This window comes from Aureimonas sp. AU4, from assembly GCF_001463765.1.
GTDB lineage: Bacteria > Pseudomonadota > Alphaproteobacteria > Rhizobiales > Rhizobiaceae > Aureimonas.
Genome location: NZ_BBWK01000060.1, coordinates 1 through 16,458 on the forward strand (window position 1 = coordinate 1; position 16,458 = coordinate 16,458).

Here is a 16,458-nt window from a genome sequence, read left to right on the forward strand (position 1 = left end):
CAGAAGGACCAGGAGAAGTACCCCGCCGTAACCGGCCCAGCCGATGGCGAAGGAGCCGAACAGGGCGCTGATCTGGTCCGCCTCGGGCGTCGCCTGGTTGGCCTGCGTCCAGCGGCCGACGAGAAGGAAGACCAGAAGCGCCGCCGCGCCGCCGCCGAGGGCGCCCAGAAGCCCGAGGCGCAGGAAGTGGCGCTGGAACTCGGCCGCGATGAACGTGCCCCGCGCGCCCACGAAGTGAAGGACCTCGATGATGTGGCGGTTGCCGCTCATGGCGCCGCGCGTGGCGAAGACCACCGTGAGGACGGTGGCGACCATGACGAGCGTGAGGATGGCGACGCCGATCAGGACGGTCGCATGCGCCATGGAGACGAGGCGCGAAACCCAGGCCCGGTGATCGTCGAGGCTCGCCTGCGGCACGGCCGCGCGCACGGCGTCGCCGAGCGCGGTGAAGTCCGGCGGGCGGCCTTCGTCGATCGAGACGATCACGAGGCGCGGGACCGGCAGGTCGTCGAGGTCGAGGCCGCTGCCGAGCCAGGGTTCCAGGAGCCGCGCGGTGGCCGCGTCGTCCAGCGTCTGCGCCCCGGTGACGCCCGGCGTGGCGCGCGCCAGCGCCTCGATACGGCCGAGCGCGGCGGCCATGTCGAGCCCGTCGTCGGGACGGATCTGGATCGTGATCTCGCGCGCGATCTGCGACTGCCAGTCGGCCGCCGTGTCCGCCACCAGCGTGACCGCACCGAGCGTCAGGCTGGCGAGGAACGTCATGATCGCGATCACGGTCAGGAGCGCGCGGCCCGCCACGTTGGCGGGGGGCACGATCGGCGTCGGGCGCGCGCGGCGCCTGGCGCGCGTGCTGGCGGAGGCGGCGACCTCAGTCATAGATCTCGAGCCGTCCGTTGCCGAGCACGAGCCGGCGCGCCTCCACCTGGTCCATCAGGCCGAGATCGTGGGTGGCGATCACCACCGCCGTCCCGGTGCGGTTCAGCTCCATGAAGAGGCGCAGGAGCCGCCGCGCCAGCGGCGGGTCGACGTTGCCGGTCGGCTCGTCGGCCAGGAGGATGTCGGGCTGGTCGATCAGCGCGCGCGCGATCGCGGCGCGCTGCTTCTCCCCGCCCGACAGGACCACGGGCGAGGCGTCCATGCGCTCGCCGAGCCCGACCCACTTGATCAGGTCCACCACGTCGCGCCGGTAGCTCTCCTCCTCCCGCCCGCGCACGCGAAGTGGCAGGGCCACGTTCTCGTAGGTCGTCAGGTGGTCGAGGAGCCGGAAGTCCTGGAACACGACGCCGATGCGCCGCCGGATCGCGGGAAGCTCGGTTCGCTTCAGCGTCGAGGCGTCGCGGCCGAGGATGGTGATGAGGCCGCGCGTCGGCTTCAGCGCAAGAAAGAGCATGCGCAGCAGGCTGGTCTTGCCGGCGCCCGAGGGTCCCGTGAGGAACTGGAAGGACTGGTTGCGGATCTCGAACGTCAGGTCGCGGAGGATCTCCGGTCCCATGTCGTAGCGCAGGCCCACATTCTCGAACCGGATCAATCCGTCATCGTCTCCTGGCGGGCCCGAGCGCCCCTTTTGGGGCACGCTCGCACGCCGCCCGCGCGAAGTTATGGCCGCCTGTCGCGTGCGCGAGGCTGGCGAGGTCGAGGTCAGGTTTGGTTAACCATACCGACCCTATGAAACGCCATCACCGTTTCAGGAGAATGTCCCGGATGGTTTCCAACGCCCGGCGCACAGCCACCCACAGCCACCGGCCGGCCCTGACGATCGAGGGCGAGGCGCGCCTGATCTCGCGCCGCCCGCTTCCTCGCCGCGAGCCCTTCATGCCTCCCTACGAGACGCCCGCCTCCGGCCGCGCTTCCGCGCCGACGCCCGAATGGGGCGCGGCGATCCACGCGAGCGAGCGGGCCGAGCGCGAGCGGCGCACGCGGCGCCGCACGCAGCGCCTGTGGACCGGTCTCGGCCTCCAGACGAGCCTGGCGGTCGGCGCGCTGGCGGCCCTTCTCTCGGTCGCCTCGCATTCCTCGCCGGTCCAGGCTTCCTTCGATCCGATCACGGCGATCATCCAAGAGGACGCACTGCGTTGATCGAGGTTCGCGGAAAGCAGATCGAAACGCTCTTCGACGAGGCGCAGATCGCCGCCGAGATCGACCGCATGGCGCGGGAGATCGCCGAGCGCCGGCCGGAGAACCTTCTCGTGGTCGCGGTTCTGAAAGGCTCCTTCGTCTTCGCGGCGGACCTCATCCGGGCGCTTCACCGCCACGGCATCGCGCCGGAAATGGAGTTCATCCAGCTCTCCTCCTACGGCTCGGGCACGACGGGCGGCGACGTGCGCATCGTGCGCGACCTCGACGGGGCGATCGCGGGACGCAAGGTCCTGATCGTCGACGACATCCTCGAGTCGGGCCGCACCCTCCTCTTCGCGCGAGACCTCATGCTGGCGCGCGGGGCCACCGGCGCCGAGATCGCGGTTCTCCTCGACAAGCACATGCGGCGCGCGGCCCCCATCGAGGCGGACTATGTCGGCTTCCAGTGCCCGGACCACTTCGTGGTCGGCTACGGCATGGACGTCGCCCACGCCTTCCGCGAACTGCCCTTCGTCGGCCGCGTTCTGTAGCCGGCGATATCGGCTCGGCTCAGGCCCGATCGTTCACGAATGAGACCGGATGACCCGCTTCCACGGCGAGATTGCCGGGAGCGGGCCACCGGGTGCTCGTTCGGACCCGACAACCCAGCCTATGAGCCGGCGGAAGCCGGTTGCAGCGAGAAAAAGCCGAACCGTCAGATCTGCGCCGAACCACCGTCCGCGAACAGTTCGCTCCCCGTGACGAAGCTGCTCTCGTCGGAGGCCAGGAAAAGCGCGGCGTTGGCGATCTCATCAGGCCGTCCCATCCGCCCGAGCGGCGTCGCAGCCTCGGAAGCGGCGACGAAGGCCTTGTTCGCATCCTCGCCTGGCGCGAGGGCATGCCATCCCGGCGTTGCGGTTGATCCCGGCACCAGGACGTTCACGCGGATGCCACGAGGGGCCAGATCGACGATCCATCCCCGGGCAAAGCTGCGAATGGCCGCCTTCGTGGCAGCGTAGACGCTGAAGGCCGGGATACCGGTGGTCGCGGCCGTCGACCCTGTCAGGATCACCGACGCGCCGTCGACGAGGAGCGGCAAGGCCTTCTGGACCGTGAAGAAGGTGCCCTTCGCATTGATGGCGAAGGTGCGATCGAATTGCGCCTCGGTCACGTCGGGAAACGCCGTGAATTCACCGCCGCCGGCATTGGCGAACAGAACGTCGATCCGGCCGGCTTCCGCCCTGACGGTCTCGTAGAGGCGGTCGAGATCCGCCACCTTGGAAATGTCTCCTTGAATGCCTCGGGCACCGTGCCCGACCTTGGCCACCGCATCGTCCAGTTCCGCCTGGCGCCGCCCCGTCATGAACACGCGAGCGCCTTCCCGTGCGAAGCGCTCCGCGCTCGCCAGGCCGATACCGCTGTTGGCGCCCGTGATAACCGCTACCTTGCCTTCCAGCCTGCCCATCTTCCGCTCCTGTGTTGGACGGACGCGATATGGACGGTCAGGCATCTTTTGTTTAGTACCAACATAAAGGTAAGTATGGAGACCGAGATGGATCCCATCGACCCCGAATGTGGCCTCGACGTCGCCTTGGCCGTCGTGGGCGGGAAGTGGAAGCCGTTGATCCTGTACCATCTTCAGCACGGACCCCGGCGGTTCGGCGAACTCAAGCGACTGGTGGCGGGGATCAGCGAGAAGGTTCTGATCCAGCAGCTGCGCGACCTCCAGACTGTCGGCGTTCTCGTGCGTCGGGATTACCAGGAGGTCCCGCCTCGGGTCGATTACACGATCACGCCGTTCGGCATGACGCTCGTCGAAACGCTGATTCCGCTCTGCCGGTGGGGAACGCAGAACCGAGCGGAGGTAGCCCGACGCCTTCCCGAAAGCTCTTCTTCGGTCTCCGCAGCGTAGAGCCCGGGGTGTCATGCGCGATGACGGGTTGGAGGCGGCGAACCGGAATGCGGTCCGCTTCGAGGCGCGCGGCTCCTCGCGCGCTGTTCGGCCGGGACGAAGCGCCAGCCGACGTAAACGACGACGCGTCTCGCGGTCATCGGTCGGCTTCCCCGCCGGGCTGACAACCCGACGCCAGGGCGACGGACGGCGGCCTGCCTCCGGCCCAGGAACGGGCGCACCTGCATCGACGTCACTGCCCCTCCTCCAGCCTGCATCGTTTAGGTCACATTCACCTTAAATCGTAAGGCTTCGCACAAGGATAGGCTTGCATACTCCGGACCAAGGCCCGGACTGTGCGATCTCGCATGCCGGCCGGTTCGTGTGGGAGTGCATGCCATGGCCAGAATCCTGATCGCGGAAGACGACACGGGCATCCGCCTCCTGGTCTCCCGCGCGCTCCGGCAGGAGGGTCACGAGGTCATGGTGGCCGAGGACGGAGAGATGGCGATCGATGTGCTGGCCGAGGAGGCCGGCGCCTTCGACCTCGTCCTGTCCGACATCCGCATGCCCGGCATCACCGGCATCGAGCTCGCGCACGCCATCCACGCGACCTTCCCCGGCCTGCCGATCCTTCTGATGACCGGCTATGCCGAGCAGAAGGAAGCGGCCGAGGAACTGTCGGCCATCGTCACCGGCGTGGTCGAGAAGCCGTTCACGCTGGCCGAGATTCGTCGGCGCGTGGCCGCCGCCCTGCCCGCGCCGGAGCCCCTGCGCCGCTACGCCTGAGCGCGCCGCGCCACCATGAAGAGACGGCGGAAGGTAAGGAGCCGCCGCCCGTCGACCCGCGCGGGATAGGCGCTCTCCATCGCCGCCGTGTAGCGCTCGAGGAAGAGGGCGCGCAGATCCTCGTCCAGCGGATCGACGAAGGGCTTCAGCCCCGTGGAACGGAACCAGCGGGTGATCGCCCCGCCATCCTCCATCGGATGCTCGTAGATCGTCGTCCACACGTCGACCTCGGCCGATCCCGGTCGCAGGAGGTCGTAATAGGCGCCGCTGGAGCCGATCTCCTCGCGTCCCTCCGACTGCCCGCCCAGAACGGCGGCGAACGGCGTCTCGGCGGCGATCCGGCGCATCTGGGTCTGGTTGGGATCGGCAAGGTTGTCGGGGATCTGCGCGGCGAAGAGCCCACCCGGCGCGACGAGGCGCAGGAGCCGCGGGATCAGCGTCTCGTGCCCCAGCACCCATTGCAGGCTGGCATTGGCGTAGACGAGATCAAAGAGACCCTCGCCATCGACCGAGGCGATGTCGCCCCGCTCGAACCGGCATCGCGGCAGGCGCTCGCGGGCCGCCCGGAGCATCGCCTCCGACGTGTCGATCCCTGTGATGTCGGCATCGGGGAAGCGTTCGGCGAGAAGCTCGGTCGAGTTGCCGGGACCGCAGCCGAGATCGAGGATACGCGAGCGCCCCGTGCCGGGCGCCAACCGGCACCGTGCCAGGAGGTCGCGCGCCGGCCGCGTGCGTTCGTCCTCGAAGCGCGTGTAGAGCGCGGGGTTCCAATCGGTGGCGACGGTCATGGCGCGGGTCCCTTCTCCTGACGGAGACGGGTCTAGGCCGACCGGCGCCGCGCCTCAAGGCGTGCGCAGCAGGCGCTCCAGGTAGTCGCGCTCCTGCTGGGGCGAGAGCTGGTGGCCGAGCCGGTCGCGGATCTGGTCGAGGATGCGGCGCGCGCGCTGGATGTCGATCTCGTCCGGCACGCCGACATCCTGGCCGAAATCGGGCCCCTGGGTCTGCCGCTCGCGGCCGAGCGGATCGCGGCCCGAGCGCTGCTGGCCGGGGCCGAAGCCCTGGCCCATCTGCGTGCCGCCGGGCTGCTGGCCCTGGCCCGGCTGCTGCCCCTGGCCCTGCCCCTCGCCCATGGCCTGCTGCATCTGGCGCATGGCATCCTGTGCGCCGCGTCGCAGCGCCTCCATGGCGCGGCCCTGCTCGCCGACAGCGCCCTCGCTGTTGCCCTGGCCGATCTGCCCCTCCGCCTCGCCCATCGCCTGTCCGGCCTGCCCGAGATCCTGGCTCGGCTGCATGCCCTGGCCGCGCATGGCCTCCTGAAGCTCACCGAGCTCCTTCTGGAGCTGCTTCTGCTGCGCCTGGAGCTCCTGCATCCGGCGCTGCATCTCCTCGGCGGTCATGGGCTTCTGATCGCCCTTCTGTCCCGGCTGCGTCTCGCCCTCTTGCCGCTCCTCCTCGCTCTGCATGTCGCGCTGCATCTGCTGGCGGCCGAGCTCGAAGGTCTGGTCCATCAGCTGCTGCTGGCGCTGCAGCATCTCGCCGAGCTTGTTCATCTGCTGCTGCATGGGGCTCTGGTTCTGTGCGTTCTGCTGCCCCTGCTGCCCCGGGCGCATGGCCTGGAGGTTGTTCATCATGTCCTGGAGCTCGGCAAGGAGCTGCTGGGCGGCATCGCGCGAGCCGGAGCGGGCGAGGTCCTCGATCCGGTCCATCATGCGGTCGAGATCCTGGGGGCGGATCTCCTGCGTCTCGCCCATCTGCGCCTGGTCCTGCGGCGGCATGTTGCGCATGGCCTCGGCCATGGCCTGCATGACCTCGCGCATCGCCTCGCGCAGCTCCTGCATGGCCTCGGCGATTTCCTGCTCGCTCGCGCCGTTCTTGAGGGCCTCCGACAGGCGCTCCTGCGCATCGCGCAGGCGGCGCTGCGAGTCGGCCATGTCGCCGTCCTCGATGCCGACCGCGATCTGCCAAAGGAAGTCCACGGCCGAGCGCAGCGCGTCGTCGTCGGCCGCCCCCGCGATGCGCTCGCGCACGGCGCGCAGGGCGAGATAGTCGGCCGGGTTGCGGATGAACTCGTCGCCGCGCAGCGTCACCGCATCGAGCATGTCGACGACGCGCAGCGCGCGGTTGGCATCGAGCGCCAGGATGCGGCGCTGCTCCACCACGGCCCGGGCGAGCGGGTCGGTGAAGCGCCGCGCCGGAAGCACCATCTCGAGCGGCGTCGATTCGCCGGTCTGGCCCGCGTCGTCGCGCACCTTGAGCGTCAGGGCGACCTTCGCCCCGCTATAGGGACTGTCGGTCACGTCGATCACCGTGCGTCCCTTGGCCTCGCCCTTGGTGCGGCGGGGCATGGACAGCGAGATCTCGGGGGGTGCCACGAGAGGCCGGGCGCCGGGCGCGGTTTCCTCGCTCAGGGCGAGCATGCCCTCGCCGCCCGCCGCGCCGTAGTCGTCGCTGACCACGAACGGGATCTGGAGCGCGCCGTTGCGCGCCACCTGCGGCTCCCCGTCGAAGCGGATCTCGGGAGCGGTGTCGGGCAGGACGGCGAAGCGGAACGCGCCGAGCGAGCGTAGTGCCGTCTCGATATTGACGGTGCCGGAAACCGGAAGCGCGAACTCGTAGGCGCCGCTCGCAGCCGGCCTCTCGCCTTCCGAGGCCGTGCGCGTCTCGCCGTTTGCCGCTGCCGGCGGAGCCGTGGGCGCGATGGCGACCGCCTCGCCGCCGCCATCGGGCTGAAAGCGCACGTTCGTGCCGGTCGGGTCCGATAGGCGCACCGAGACGACCGTGCCCTGCGGCACCTCGAGCAGCCCTTCGGGGGCCGGCGCGCCGTCCGTGCCGGTCAGGAAGATCGGGGCACGCCCCGTATAGCCGGGCGGCGTCGCCCAGGCATCGAGCCGCGCGCCGGCCACGAGCTCGGCCTCGACAGGGCGAAATGCGTCGGCGAGCCGGCCGCCGCCAGGCCCGAAGGAATAGGCAAAGCTCGTCGCAAGCAGGAGAAGGCCGATCGTGCGCAGCGCATAGGGATCGAGGCGCTCGGTTCCCGTGCGCAGGGCGCCGCCGCGAAGGCCGCGCAGCCGCTCGGCCATGCGCGCCTGATGCTCGCGCCAGAGGGCCAGCGCGAAGGGGTCGTCGCCGCTCGGACGGTCGCTCTGCGCCTGGAGCGGCTGGTGCGACAGGAGGCTCGCGGCCTCGATCCGCGTCTCGACCTCGGCACGGCTGGGCAGGCGAAAACGGCGCAGCGGCACGAGCGCGACAAGCCCCGCCAGCCCGAGAATGGCAAGGAGCCCGAGGCGAGGCCAGTCGGACAAGGCGGCGAAGGCGCCGAACCAGGAAAGAACCGCATAAAGCGCCGCGACGGCGGCAAGCCCGAGAACGGTCGGCCATACGCGCTCGAACACGAGAGCTGCGCCCGCCTGGAAGCGGACGCGCGCGGTCGCGGGCGCCGGCCGCGCCGGGTTGCCCGGTCGCGGCTCGGGCGCCGCGGGCCAGATGGGTTCCGCCATGAGCGCCCTGTCCTCGAGGGGCCGCCGGGAGGTCGGCGGCCGGGTGCCGATCCTGCCGGCCTGTGTGCGAGGAAAAGACTAACAGGTTTTAAGGCGAAGGCGAGGCGATGCCGGAGCCGTGACCATGAACCGCGGCGTGCCGTCGGCTCAGAGCCAGTTCGGCAGCCGGTCCATGGCGATCAGCGCCTCGGCGCTCTGGCGCGGCCGCACCACGGCCCACTCGCCGTCCCGCACCAGCACCTCGGGTACGAGCGCGCGGGTGTTGTAGGTGCCGGACTGGACAGCGCCGTAGGCGCCCGCCGTCATGACGGCGAGAAGGTCGCCCTCCGCAACCGGCGGCAGCGCGCGCTCCTTGGCGAGGAAGTCGCCGGTCTCGCAGACCGGTCCCACCACGTCGGCGACGAGGCGCTCGGCGCCCGGCTCGGCCTGGTCGACCGGACGGATGTCGTGGAAGGCGTCGTAGAGCGTCGGGCGAATCAGGTCGTTCATCGCCGCGTCGACGATCACGAAGCGGTGGCCGGCCTCCTCCTTCACGTACTCGACGCGCGTGACGAGGATGCCGGCATTGGCGACGATCAGGCGCCCCGGCTCGAAGACGACGCGCACGCCGAGGTCCCGCACATGGCGCTTCACCGTTTCGGCATAGGCGGCCGGCTCTGGCGGCGGGTCGTTGTCGAAGCGGTAGGGCACGCCGAGACCGCCGCCGAGATCGACGTGGCCGATCGCATGGCCGCGCTCGCGCAGGCGCGCGACGAGGCCGGCCAGCTTGGCGAAGGCGAGGTCGAAGGGCTGGAGCTCGGTGATCTGCGAGCCGATATGCATGTCGATGCCGCTGACCGTCAGGCCCGGCAGGGCGGCGGCGAGGTCGTAGACCTCCTCGGCCCGCTCGAAGCTGATGCCGAACTTGTCGCCGCGCTTGCCGGTCGAGATCTTCGCGTGGGTCAGCGCGTCGACGTCGGGGTTGATGCGCAGCGAGACGTGGGCGTTTCGGCCAAGCGCCGTGGCGCGTGCCGAAAGGCGACGAAGCTCGGGCTCCGACTCGACGTTGAAGCAGAAGATGCCGGCCTCGAGCGCCTGGTCGATCTCGTTCGCGCTCTTGCCGACGCCCGAGAACATGATGCGGTCGGGCCGGATGCCGGCGGCGACAGCGCGCGCCAGTTCGCCGCCCGACACGACGTCGGCGCCCGAGCCGAGTTCGGCCAGCGTCCTGAGGACGGCCTGGTTGGAGTTCGCCTTGAGCGCGTAGCAGACCAGCGCGTCGATATCGGCGAAGGCCTCCGCGAAGACGCGGTAGTGGCGCGTGAGCGTCGCGGAGGAATAGCAGTAGAAGGGCGTGCCGACCTCTTCCGCGATCTCGGGCAGCGCGACGTCCTCGGCGTGCATCACGCCGTTTCGGTACTGGAAGTGATTCATCGTCGGACGAGGGCTCTGGCTAGTTCAGGAGGCCGTCGAGCGGGAAGCGCTTCTTGTCGGCGTTCGGGTTGCGCGCGATCTCGGTCGGCAGCACCGAAAGATCCGAGGTCACGGGCGCGACGGGCGGCAGGCGCGCCGTGCCGTCGGCCGCGGGCACGACGACGCGCGCGGGCGAGCCGTCGGCGCGCGTGGCCACCGGCACGGTCTTGCGCCCGCAGCCGGCGAGCGCCGCCGCGCAGACGAGGATCACGACGGGAAGGGAAAGGGTTCGAAGGCGCCGCACGTCGTTCCAGATCCTTGGATGGTCGCCCCGACATGGCGCCGGGGCCGAGTCCTGCTTAGCGGGTCCGGCCCGCGAAATCACCCCTCGGCGGCGAGACGCTCGCGCCAGTAGCGAACCTGTTCGCGCACGTTGTCGGGTGCCGTGCCGCCGAACGAGGTGCGCGACGCCACCGAGGCGTCCACCGAGAGGACGCCGTAGACGGCTTGCGTGAGCCTCGGGTCGAGCTCTTGCAGCGTCTCCAGCGGCAGGTCCTCGAGCGCGACGCGACGCTCCTCCGCCATGGCGACCGCCCGCCCCGTCACGTGATGGGCCTCGCGGAAGGGCAGGCCCAGCTCGCGCACCAGCCAGTCGGCCAGGTCGGTGGCCGTCGAGAAGCCCGCGCCGGCCGCGGCCCGCATCTTGGCGGTGTTCACCTCGAGATCGCGCACCATGCCGGTCATGGCCGAGAGCGCGAGGGCAAGGTTGTCGATCGCGTCGAAGACCTGCTCCTTGTCTTCCTGCATGTCCTTGGAATAGCTGAGCGGCAGACCCTTCATGACCGTGAGCAGCGCGACCAGCGAGCCGTTGATGCGCCCCGTCTTGGCGCGCACGAGCTCGGCGGCGTCCGGGTTCTTCTTCTGCGGCATGATCGAGGAGCCGGTGGAGAACGAGTCCGACAGGCGCACGAAGTCGAACTGCGGCGTCGACCAGATCACGATCTCCTCGGCGAGGCGCGACAGGTGCGTGGCCGCGATCGCGGCGACACTCAGGAATTCGATCGCATAGTCCCGGTCCGACACGGAATCCAGCGAGTTGCGGGTCGGACCGGCAAAGCCCAGCGCCTCGGCCACCTGATGGCGGTCGATCGGGAAGCCCGTGCCGGCGAGTGCGGCGGCGCCGAGCGGCGATTCGTTCATGCGCCGGCGCGCGTCCGCCGCGCGGCTGCGGTCGCGCGCGGCCATCTCGACATAGGCGAGGCAGTGGTGGCCGAAGGTCACGGGCTGCGCGGCCTGAAGGTGGGTGAAGCCCGGCATCACGCTGCCGGCATGTTCCTCGGCGCGCGCCAGAAGGGCGTCCTGAAGGGCCCGGAGCGCCCGGTCGAGATCGTCGAAGGCGGAGCGCACGTGAAGGCGGAAGTCGAGCGCGACCTGGTCGTTGCGCGAGCGGGCCGTATGGAGGCGGCCGGCGGCCGGGCCGATCAGCTCGGCAAGACGCGCCTCGACGTTCATGTGAATGTCCTCGCGCTGGCGCGAGAACGTGAACGTGCCGGCCTCGATCTCGGCGAGGATCGCCTGAAGGCCCCGCCTGATTTCCGCCGCGTCCTCCTGCGAGACGACGCCTCGGGTCGCCAGCATCGTGACATGGGCGGTCGACCCGGCGATGTCCTCGCGGTAGAGGCGCTTGTCGAAGTCGATCGAGGCGTTGATCGCTTCCATGATCGCATCGGGGCCCGACGCGAAGCGACCGCCCCACATCTCGTTGCTCTGCTTCACCATGAAAGGCCCTTCCGCTCGATGATCGACCCCGCCGCCCCGCCGCCCCAAACGCCCCGCCGACGTTCCACGGGCGTCGTTCTCGGCCTGGTCCTGGCTGCGGGCGTGGCGGCCGGCGCGATCGGCCTATACGTCGCGCGGGGCGGGGCTGGCAACGAAGTGGCGGGCGCCTGTCCGGCCAAGGCCGCGCTTTCCGCCGCGCTCGACGCCGCCGCACAGGGCGAGGTCGCGGCCATGCGCCCGCTCGACACGCCCTTCGACCTGACGCGGATCGCCTTCAAGAACGACGGCCAGCCGACAACGCTGGGGTCCCTGCGCGGGCAGGCCCTGCTCCTCAACATCTGGGCGACGTGGTGCGCGCCCTGCCGCGCCGAGATGCCCGAGCTCGACGAGCTGGAGCGCGAGGCCGGCGACGAGAGCTTCGCCGTGGTGCCGATCAACGTCGACCTCGGCGACGACGCCAAGCCGCGCGGCTTCTACGCCGAGACGGGGCTGAAGAGCCTGCCCTTCATGCGCGACGAGACGATGGGCATCTTCAACACGCTGAAGGGCCAGGGCGTCGCCTTCGGCCTGCCGGTCACGATCCTGGTGGATGCGGAAGGCTGTGCGCGAGCGGCGATGAACGGCCCCGCCGCCTGGGCGAGCCCGGACGCGATCCGCCTCATCGACGCGCTGAAGGGCGGCGGCGCGGTGGCGCCTTCGAGCTGACGCGTGAGCTTGGCGAGCTAACGCGTGGGCTTGGGCGGATCGACGCGGTAGTCGTAGAAGCCGCGTCCCGCCTTACGGCCGAGCCAGCCGGCCTCGACGTATTTCACGAGAAGCGGGCACGGGCGGTATTTCGTATCGGCCAGCCCGTCGTGCAGCACCTGCATGATGGCGAGGCACGTATCCAGCCCGATGAAGTCGGCGAGCTGGAACGGGCCCATCGGGTGATTCGCGCCGAGGCGCATCGAGGCGTCGATGCTCTCGATCGTGCCGACGCCCTCGTGCAGCGTGTAGATCGCCTCGTTGATCATCGGGACAAGGATGCGGTTGACGATGAAGCCCGGGAAGTCCTCGGAGACGGTCAGCGTCTTGCCGAGCCCGGCGGCAAAGGTCTTGGCGGTCTCGAAGGCCTCGTCGCCGGTCGCGATGCCGCGCACCAGCTCGACGAGCTTCATCACGGGCACCGGATTCATGAAGTGGATGCCGAGGAAGCGCTCGGGCCGGTCCGTGCCGCTGGCGAGCCGCGTGATCGAGATGGACGAGGTGTTGGTGGCGAGGATCGCGTCGGAGCGCAGGACGGGGCAGACCTGCTGGAAGATGCGCCGCTTCACCTCCTCGCGCTCGGTCGCCGCCTCGATCACGAGATCGGCCTCGGCGAGCGCGCCGACACCGTCGGCGGCCCTGAGGCGGGACAGCGCCGCCTCGCGCGCCGTCTCCTCCATCTTGCCGTTCGCGACCTGCCGGGCGAGCTGCGTGCCGATGCGCTCGATGCCCTGGCGCGCCATCTCCAGGCTCACGTCGTAGACCACGACGCGGTGGCCGGCGACGGCGGCGACCTGCGCGATGCCCGCCCCCATCTGTCCGGCGCCGACGACGCCGAGGGTCTCGATCCGGAAGGGGACGGGCATGGCGGCCTCAGAGCTTGGAGGTCAGTTCCGGAACGATCGTGAAGACGTCGCCGACGAGCGCATAGTCGGCCACCTGCAAGATCGGCGCGTCGGCATCCTTGTTGATGGCGACGATGACCTTGGAGTCCTTCATGCCGGCGAGGTGTTGGATCGCGCCGGAGATGCCGCAGGCCACATAGAGGTCGGGCGCCACGACCTTGCCGGTCTGGCCGACCTGCCAGTCGTTGGGCGCGTAGCCAGCATCCACCGCCGCGCGGCTCGCACCGACCGCCGCGCCGAGCTTGTCGGCGAGCGGCAGCATCAGCTCGTCGAACTTCTCCTTGGAGCCGAGCGCGCGGCCGCCCGAGACGACGACCTTGGCGGCCGAGAGCTCGGGGCGTTCGGAGTGGGCGACCTCCTCGGACACGAAGCGCGACACGGCCGGGTCGGCCGCGCCGGTCACCGCTTCCACGGGCGCCGCCGTCGCGCCCTCACCTGCGGCGGGGAAGGCCGAGGTGCGGATGGTGAGGACCTTCACCTTGTCGCTGGAGCGCACGCGCTCCACCGCGTTGCCGGCGTAGATCGGACGCTCGAACGTGTCGGGCGAGACCACGGCCGAAACGTCCGAGACCTGCATGACGTCGAGAAGGGCCGCCGCGCGCGGCAGGGCGTTCTTGATCGCGGCGGTGGCCGGACCGACCACGGCGTCGTAGCCGGGCGCGAGCTGGACAACGAGCGCGGCCAGCGGCTCGGCGAGGTGATGGGCGTAAGAACCGCCCTCGGCCGTGAGCACCTTGGCGACGCCGTCGAGCTTGGCGGCCGCATCGGCCACCGCGGAGGCGCCCTCGCCCGCCACGAGCACGTGGACGTCCGCGCCGAGCGCTCTCGCGGCCGTCAGAGCCTTGGCGGTCTCGCCGGAAAGAGCCTTGTTGTCGTGCTCGGCGATCAGAAGCGTGGTCATGGATCCTGTTCCCTTTGCCTGTCCGATCAGACGAGCCCGGCGCCCTTGAGCGCCGAGACGAGCTCGTCCACCGAGCCGACCTTGATGCCAGCCTGCCGCGACTTGGGCTCGGTGACACTGATGACCTCGAGGCGAGGCTTGGTGTCGACGCCGTAATCGGCGGCGGACTTCTCCTCGAGCGGCTTCTTCTTGGCCTTCATGATGTTGGGCAGCGACGCGTAGCGCGGCTCGTTCAGGCGAAGGTCGGTCGTGACGATGGCCGGCAGCTTCAGGGCGAGCGTCTGGAGGCCGCCGTCGACCTCGCGCGTCACGTTCGCCTCGCGGTCCGCCAGTTCGAGCTTCGAGGCGAAGGTGCCCTGCGCCCAGCCGAGCAGTCCGGCGAGCATCTGGCCGGTCTGGTTGGCGTCGTCGTCGATCGCCTGCTTGCCGAGGATCACGAGGTCGGGCTTCTCCGCCTCCACCACGCCCTTGAGGATCTTGGCGACGCCGAGCGGCTCCACCACGCCGTCGACCTTCACCAGGATGCCCCGGTCCGCGCCCATGGCGAGCGCGGTGCGGATCGTCTCCTGCGCCTGTTGCACGCCGATCGAGACTGCAACGATCTCGTCCACGCCGCCCCGCTCCTTGAGCCGGACGGCTTCCTCCACCGCGATCTCGTCGAACGGGTTCATCGACATCTTCACGTTGGCGAGGTCGACGCCCGTCCCGTCCCCCTTCACGCGGACGCGAACGTTGTAGTCCACCACGCGCTTCACGCAGACGAGGATCTTCATGGGCGAGGTGTCCTTCTCCACTGGCGTCGTCTTGCCCCGGCCGCATCGCGGCGGGGCCGGGCATGAATAGGGGCGGCGCTTCACCGCTTCAAGGCGGCGGCTTTCCGCGAACTCGCCGCTGGCCTAGCAAGATTTGACGTTTACGTCAAAGTCAGACCCGTTCAGCGGTTCGCGCCGGGAACCCAGAGCACGTCGCCCTCGCCGCGCCGGTTGGCCTGGCGAGCCATGACGAAGAGAAGGTCGGACAGGCGGTTCACGTAGCGCAGGGCCGGCTGCGAGATGCGCTCGCCCGGCTGGCGCGACACGGCCACCATGACGCGCTCGGCGCGCCGCGCGACGGTTCGCGCGAGATGGAGATGGGCCGAGAGCGCGGTGCCGGCCGGCAGCACGAAGGAGCGCAGTGGCTCCAGTTCGGCGTTCACCTCGTCGATCGCGCGCTCCAGCGCGTCGACCTGCGCGTCCACGACCGCCAGACGCTGGAAGAGGAGCGGCTCGTCGGTCTCGGGCGTCGCGAGGTCGGCGCCGAGGTCGAAGAGATCGTTCTGGACGCGCGATAGAAGCGTGTCGGTCTCGCCCCCGGCGTGGAGGCGCGCCATGCCGAGCGTCGCGTTGAGCTCGTCCACCGTTCCGACCGCCTCCATGCGGAGATCGGACTTCAGCCGCCGCTCGCCCGTGGCGAGGCCCGTGGTCCCGTCGTCGCCGGTACGCGTGTAGATTTTGTTCAGCCGAACCATGCCCTGCCCTCGAAGCGTTCAGAGGAAGAGCTAGGGCACGAAGCCGGCGCCGGCAGCTTGGGTGGCGCGAAGATGTCTGTGGAGGACCGTCAGGACCCGCGCGCGAACCAGATCGCGCCCACGATCACCGCCACCGCGATCGCCTGCAGCATCACGCGAGCGCGCATCAGCTTCTGCGACGTGTTGCCCGGCCCTCCCCGCATCATGTTGCCGAGTCCCATGACCAGGACGACGGCGACGGCCGCCATGAACAGCAGGGCGAGGATGGTGAAGACGATGGACATCGTAGATCTTCCGGGGCTCTCTCAGGAACGAGCGCTCATATAGGGATCACGCACGCGTCATGCGAGCGGACGGGCCGCCGCAGGGGCGCGGGGCCGAAGGCTGACGGTCGCCGCCGCCGTCCCGCCGGCCGCCAGCGCCATGCCGAGGATCTGGACCGCGTTCAGCGCCTCGCCGAACAGGAGATAGGCCATCACGGCCGTGACGCCCGGCACGAGATACATGAGCGAGGCGACCCGCGAGACCGCGCCACGCTCTATCATCACGAGGAGAAGGAAGACCGCGCCGATCGACAGGACGAGGGTCAGCCACAGAAGGGCGAAGACGAGCTCGCCCGTCCAGTCGACCCGCATCGTTTCGGTGAGGAAGGCGACGCAGAGCGTGGGCACCAACGCCCCGACATATTGCGCCGCGGTCCCGACGCGAAGGTCTATGCCGCGCACGAAGCGCTTCTGCCAGATCGTTCCCGCCGCGATCGCCAGCACCGCGACGGCGGCGGGCCACAGCGTTGCCGCGTTCACGGCCGAGCCCGCACCGATTTTGGGCGATACCACCAGCGCGACGCCGAGGAAGCCGACGGCCAGACTCAGCCAGTGGCGCGGGGACACGCGCTCGCCCAGCATCGAGCCGGCGAGAATGGCGGTGACGAGCGGCTGCAACCCCGCGGCGAGAGCCACGATACCGGCCGGCAGACCGTGGCGCACCGCATAGAACAC

19 protein-coding genes are annotated in these 16,458 nt (G+C 70.0%); 5 read left to right on the forward strand and 14 right to left on the reverse strand.

Annotation, left to right across the window (positions count from 1 at the left end):
- Together AUL35_RS16340 and ftsE are read right to left on the reverse strand one after the other, a co-directional pair.
- Positions 1 to 876 (reverse strand): ABC transporter permease (locus AUL35_RS16340; RefSeq protein ID WP_062016649.1); only part of this gene is annotated, 876 nt, incomplete at its 3' end.
- Positions 869 to 1,528 (reverse strand): cell division ATP-binding protein FtsE, encoded by a 660-nt coding sequence (gene ftsE / locus AUL35_RS16345; RefSeq protein ID WP_062016651.1) that lies wholly within the window; start codon positions 1,526 to 1,528, stop codon positions 869 to 871. The genes AUL35_RS16340 and ftsE, both read right to left, overlap by 8 nt.
- 173 nt (positions 1,529 to 1,701) lie before the next feature.
- On the opposite strand from ftsE, the gene AUL35_RS16350 reads away from it, so the two are divergent.
- Together AUL35_RS16350 and hpt are read left to right on the forward strand one after the other, a co-directional pair.
- Positions 1,702 to 2,076: a hypothetical protein gene (locus AUL35_RS16350; protein WP_062016653.1), complete on the forward strand. Its 375-nt coding sequence runs from the start codon at positions 1,702 to 1,704 to the stop codon at positions 2,074 to 2,076.
- Positions 2,073 to 2,606, forward strand: a complete 534-nt coding sequence (hpt, locus tag AUL35_RS16355; protein ID WP_062016655.1) for a hypoxanthine phosphoribosyltransferase — start codon at positions 2,073 to 2,075, stop codon at positions 2,604 to 2,606. The genes AUL35_RS16350 and hpt overlap by 4 nt, the downstream gene beginning before the upstream one ends.
- Before the next feature lie 164 nt (positions 2,607 to 2,770).
- On the opposite strand, the gene AUL35_RS16360 is transcribed toward hpt, so the two are convergent.
- Entirely contained in the window at positions 2,771 to 3,520 is a 750-nt protein-coding gene (locus AUL35_RS16360) for an SDR family oxidoreductase (protein ID WP_062016656.1), read from the reverse strand.
- A 156-nt stretch (positions 3,521 to 3,676) separates the two neighbouring features.
- Between AUL35_RS16360 and AUL35_RS16365 the strand changes: the two genes are divergently transcribed.
- Positions 3,677 to 3,967 (forward strand): helix-turn-helix domain-containing protein, encoded by a 291-nt coding sequence (locus tag AUL35_RS16365; protein ID WP_306304379.1) that lies wholly within the window; start codon positions 3,677 to 3,679, stop codon positions 3,965 to 3,967.
- A 378-nt stretch (positions 3,968 to 4,345) separates the two neighbouring features.
- Positions 4,346 to 4,735, forward strand: coding sequence for a response regulator (locus AUL35_RS16370; protein ID WP_062016660.1), 390 nt, complete (start codon positions 4,346 to 4,348; stop codon positions 4,733 to 4,735).
- Here the strand turns inward: AUL35_RS16370 and tam are convergent.
- From tam to argH, 5 genes are all read right to left on the reverse strand, one after another.
- Positions 4,726 to 5,523, reverse strand: a complete 798-nt coding sequence (gene tam / locus AUL35_RS16375; protein WP_062016662.1) for a trans-aconitate 2-methyltransferase — start codon at positions 5,521 to 5,523, stop codon at positions 4,726 to 4,728. The two genes, AUL35_RS16370 and tam, sit on opposite strands and share 10 nt — an antisense overlap.
- A 54-nt stretch (positions 5,524 to 5,577) precedes the next feature.
- Positions 5,578 to 8,232, reverse strand: coding sequence for a TIGR02302 family protein (locus AUL35_RS16380; RefSeq protein WP_062016664.1), 2,655 nt, complete (start codon positions 8,230 to 8,232; stop codon positions 5,578 to 5,580).
- A gap of 147 nt (positions 8,233 to 8,379) precedes the next feature.
- A complete protein-coding gene (gene lysA, locus AUL35_RS16385; protein WP_062016666.1) occupies positions 8,380 to 9,645 on the reverse strand; it encodes a diaminopimelate decarboxylase in 1,266 nt (421 codons plus the stop codon).
- 19 nt (positions 9,646 to 9,664) lie between these two features.
- A complete protein-coding gene (locus AUL35_RS16390) occupies positions 9,665 to 9,928 on the reverse strand; it encodes a hypothetical protein (protein ID WP_062016668.1) in 264 nt (87 codons plus the stop codon).
- 77 nt (positions 9,929 to 10,005) lie between these two features.
- A complete protein-coding gene (argH, locus tag AUL35_RS16395; RefSeq protein ID WP_062016670.1) occupies positions 10,006 to 11,403 on the reverse strand; it encodes an argininosuccinate lyase in 1,398 nt (465 codons plus the stop codon).
- An 18-nt stretch (positions 11,404 to 11,421) separates the two neighbouring features.
- Between argH and AUL35_RS16400 the strand changes: the two genes are divergently transcribed.
- Positions 11,422 to 12,108: a TlpA disulfide reductase family protein gene (locus tag AUL35_RS16400; RefSeq protein WP_062016671.1), complete on the forward strand. Its 687-nt coding sequence runs from the start codon at positions 11,422 to 11,424 to the stop codon at positions 12,106 to 12,108.
- A gap of 17 nt (positions 12,109 to 12,125) precedes the next feature.
- Here the strand turns inward: AUL35_RS16400 and AUL35_RS16405 are convergent, their stop codons facing one another.
- The 6 genes from AUL35_RS16405 to AUL35_RS16430 form a co-directional block, all read right to left on the reverse strand.
- A complete protein-coding gene (locus tag AUL35_RS16405; RefSeq protein ID WP_062016673.1) occupies positions 12,126 to 13,013 on the reverse strand; it encodes a 3-hydroxybutyryl-CoA dehydrogenase in 888 nt (295 codons plus the stop codon).
- A gap of 7 nt (positions 13,014 to 13,020) precedes the next feature.
- On the reverse strand, positions 13,021 to 13,953 hold the full coding sequence (locus AUL35_RS16410) for an electron transfer flavoprotein subunit alpha/FixB family protein (RefSeq protein ID WP_062016675.1): 933 nt from the start codon (positions 13,951 to 13,953) through the stop codon (positions 13,021 to 13,023).
- A 26-nt stretch (positions 13,954 to 13,979) separates the two neighbouring features.
- On the reverse strand, positions 13,980 to 14,726 hold the full coding sequence (locus AUL35_RS16415) for an electron transfer flavoprotein subunit beta/FixA family protein (RefSeq protein ID WP_062016677.1): 747 nt from the start codon (positions 14,724 to 14,726) through the stop codon (positions 13,980 to 13,982).
- A gap of 161 nt (positions 14,727 to 14,887) precedes the next feature.
- Positions 14,888 to 15,460 (reverse strand): cob(I)yrinic acid a,c-diamide adenosyltransferase, encoded by a 573-nt coding sequence (locus tag AUL35_RS16420; protein WP_062016679.1) that lies wholly within the window; start codon positions 15,458 to 15,460, stop codon positions 14,888 to 14,890.
- Positions 15,461 to 15,549: 89 nt separating this feature from the next.
- Entirely contained in the window at positions 15,550 to 15,744 is a 195-nt protein-coding gene (locus AUL35_RS16425; protein ID WP_062016681.1) for a twin transmembrane helix small protein, read from the reverse strand.
- 57 nt (positions 15,745 to 15,801) lie between these two features.
- The coding region (locus AUL35_RS16430) for a DMT family transporter (protein ID WP_082666385.1) at positions 15,802 to 16,458 on the reverse strand (657 nt) is incomplete at its 5' end.

Bases quoted from the DNA above. Each gene is read 5' to 3' on its own strand.
- AUL35_RS16405 (WP_062016673.1), bottom strand. From the start codon at position 13,013: ATGCCCGTCCCCTTCCGGATCGAGACCCTCGGCGTCGTCGGCGCCGGA.
- AUL35_RS16425 (WP_062016681.1), bottom strand. From the start codon at position 15,744: ATGTCCATCGTCTTCACCATCCTCGCCCTGCTGTTCATGGCGGCCGTC.
- argH (WP_062016670.1), bottom strand. From the start codon at position 11,403: ATGGTGAAGCAGAGCAACGAGATGTGGGGCGGTCGCTTCGCGTCGGGC.
- AUL35_RS16420 (WP_062016679.1), bottom strand. From the start codon at position 15,460: ATGGTTCGGCTGAACAAAATCTACACGCGTACCGGCGACGACGGGACC.
- AUL35_RS16370 (WP_062016660.1), top strand. From the start codon at position 4,346: ATGGCCAGAATCCTGATCGCGGAAGACGACACGGGCATCCGCCTCCTG.
- AUL35_RS16400 (WP_062016671.1), top strand. From the start codon at position 11,422: ATGATCGACCCCGCCGCCCCGCCGCCCCAAACGCCCCGCCGACGTTCC.
- AUL35_RS16380 (WP_062016664.1), bottom strand. From the start codon at position 8,232: ATGGCGGAACCCATCTGGCCCGCGGCGCCCGAGCCGCGACCGGGCAAC.
- AUL35_RS16360 (WP_062016656.1), bottom strand. From the start codon at position 3,520: ATGGGCAGGCTGGAAGGCAAGGTAGCGGTTATCACGGGCGCCAACAGC.
- lysA (WP_062016666.1), bottom strand. From the start codon at position 9,645: ATGAATCACTTCCAGTACCGAAACGGCGTGATGCACGCCGAGGACGTC.
- AUL35_RS16415 (WP_062016677.1), bottom strand. From the start codon at position 14,726: ATGAAGATCCTCGTCTGCGTGAAGCGCGTGGTGGACTACAACGTTCGC.
- AUL35_RS16410 (WP_062016675.1), bottom strand. From the start codon at position 13,953: ATGACCACGCTTCTGATCGCCGAGCACGACAACAAGGCTCTTTCCGGC.
- tam (WP_062016662.1), bottom strand. From the start codon at position 5,523: ATGACCGTCGCCACCGATTGGAACCCCGCGCTCTACACGCGCTTCGAG.
- AUL35_RS16350 (WP_062016653.1), top strand. From the start codon at position 1,702: ATGGTTTCCAACGCCCGGCGCACAGCCACCCACAGCCACCGGCCGGCC.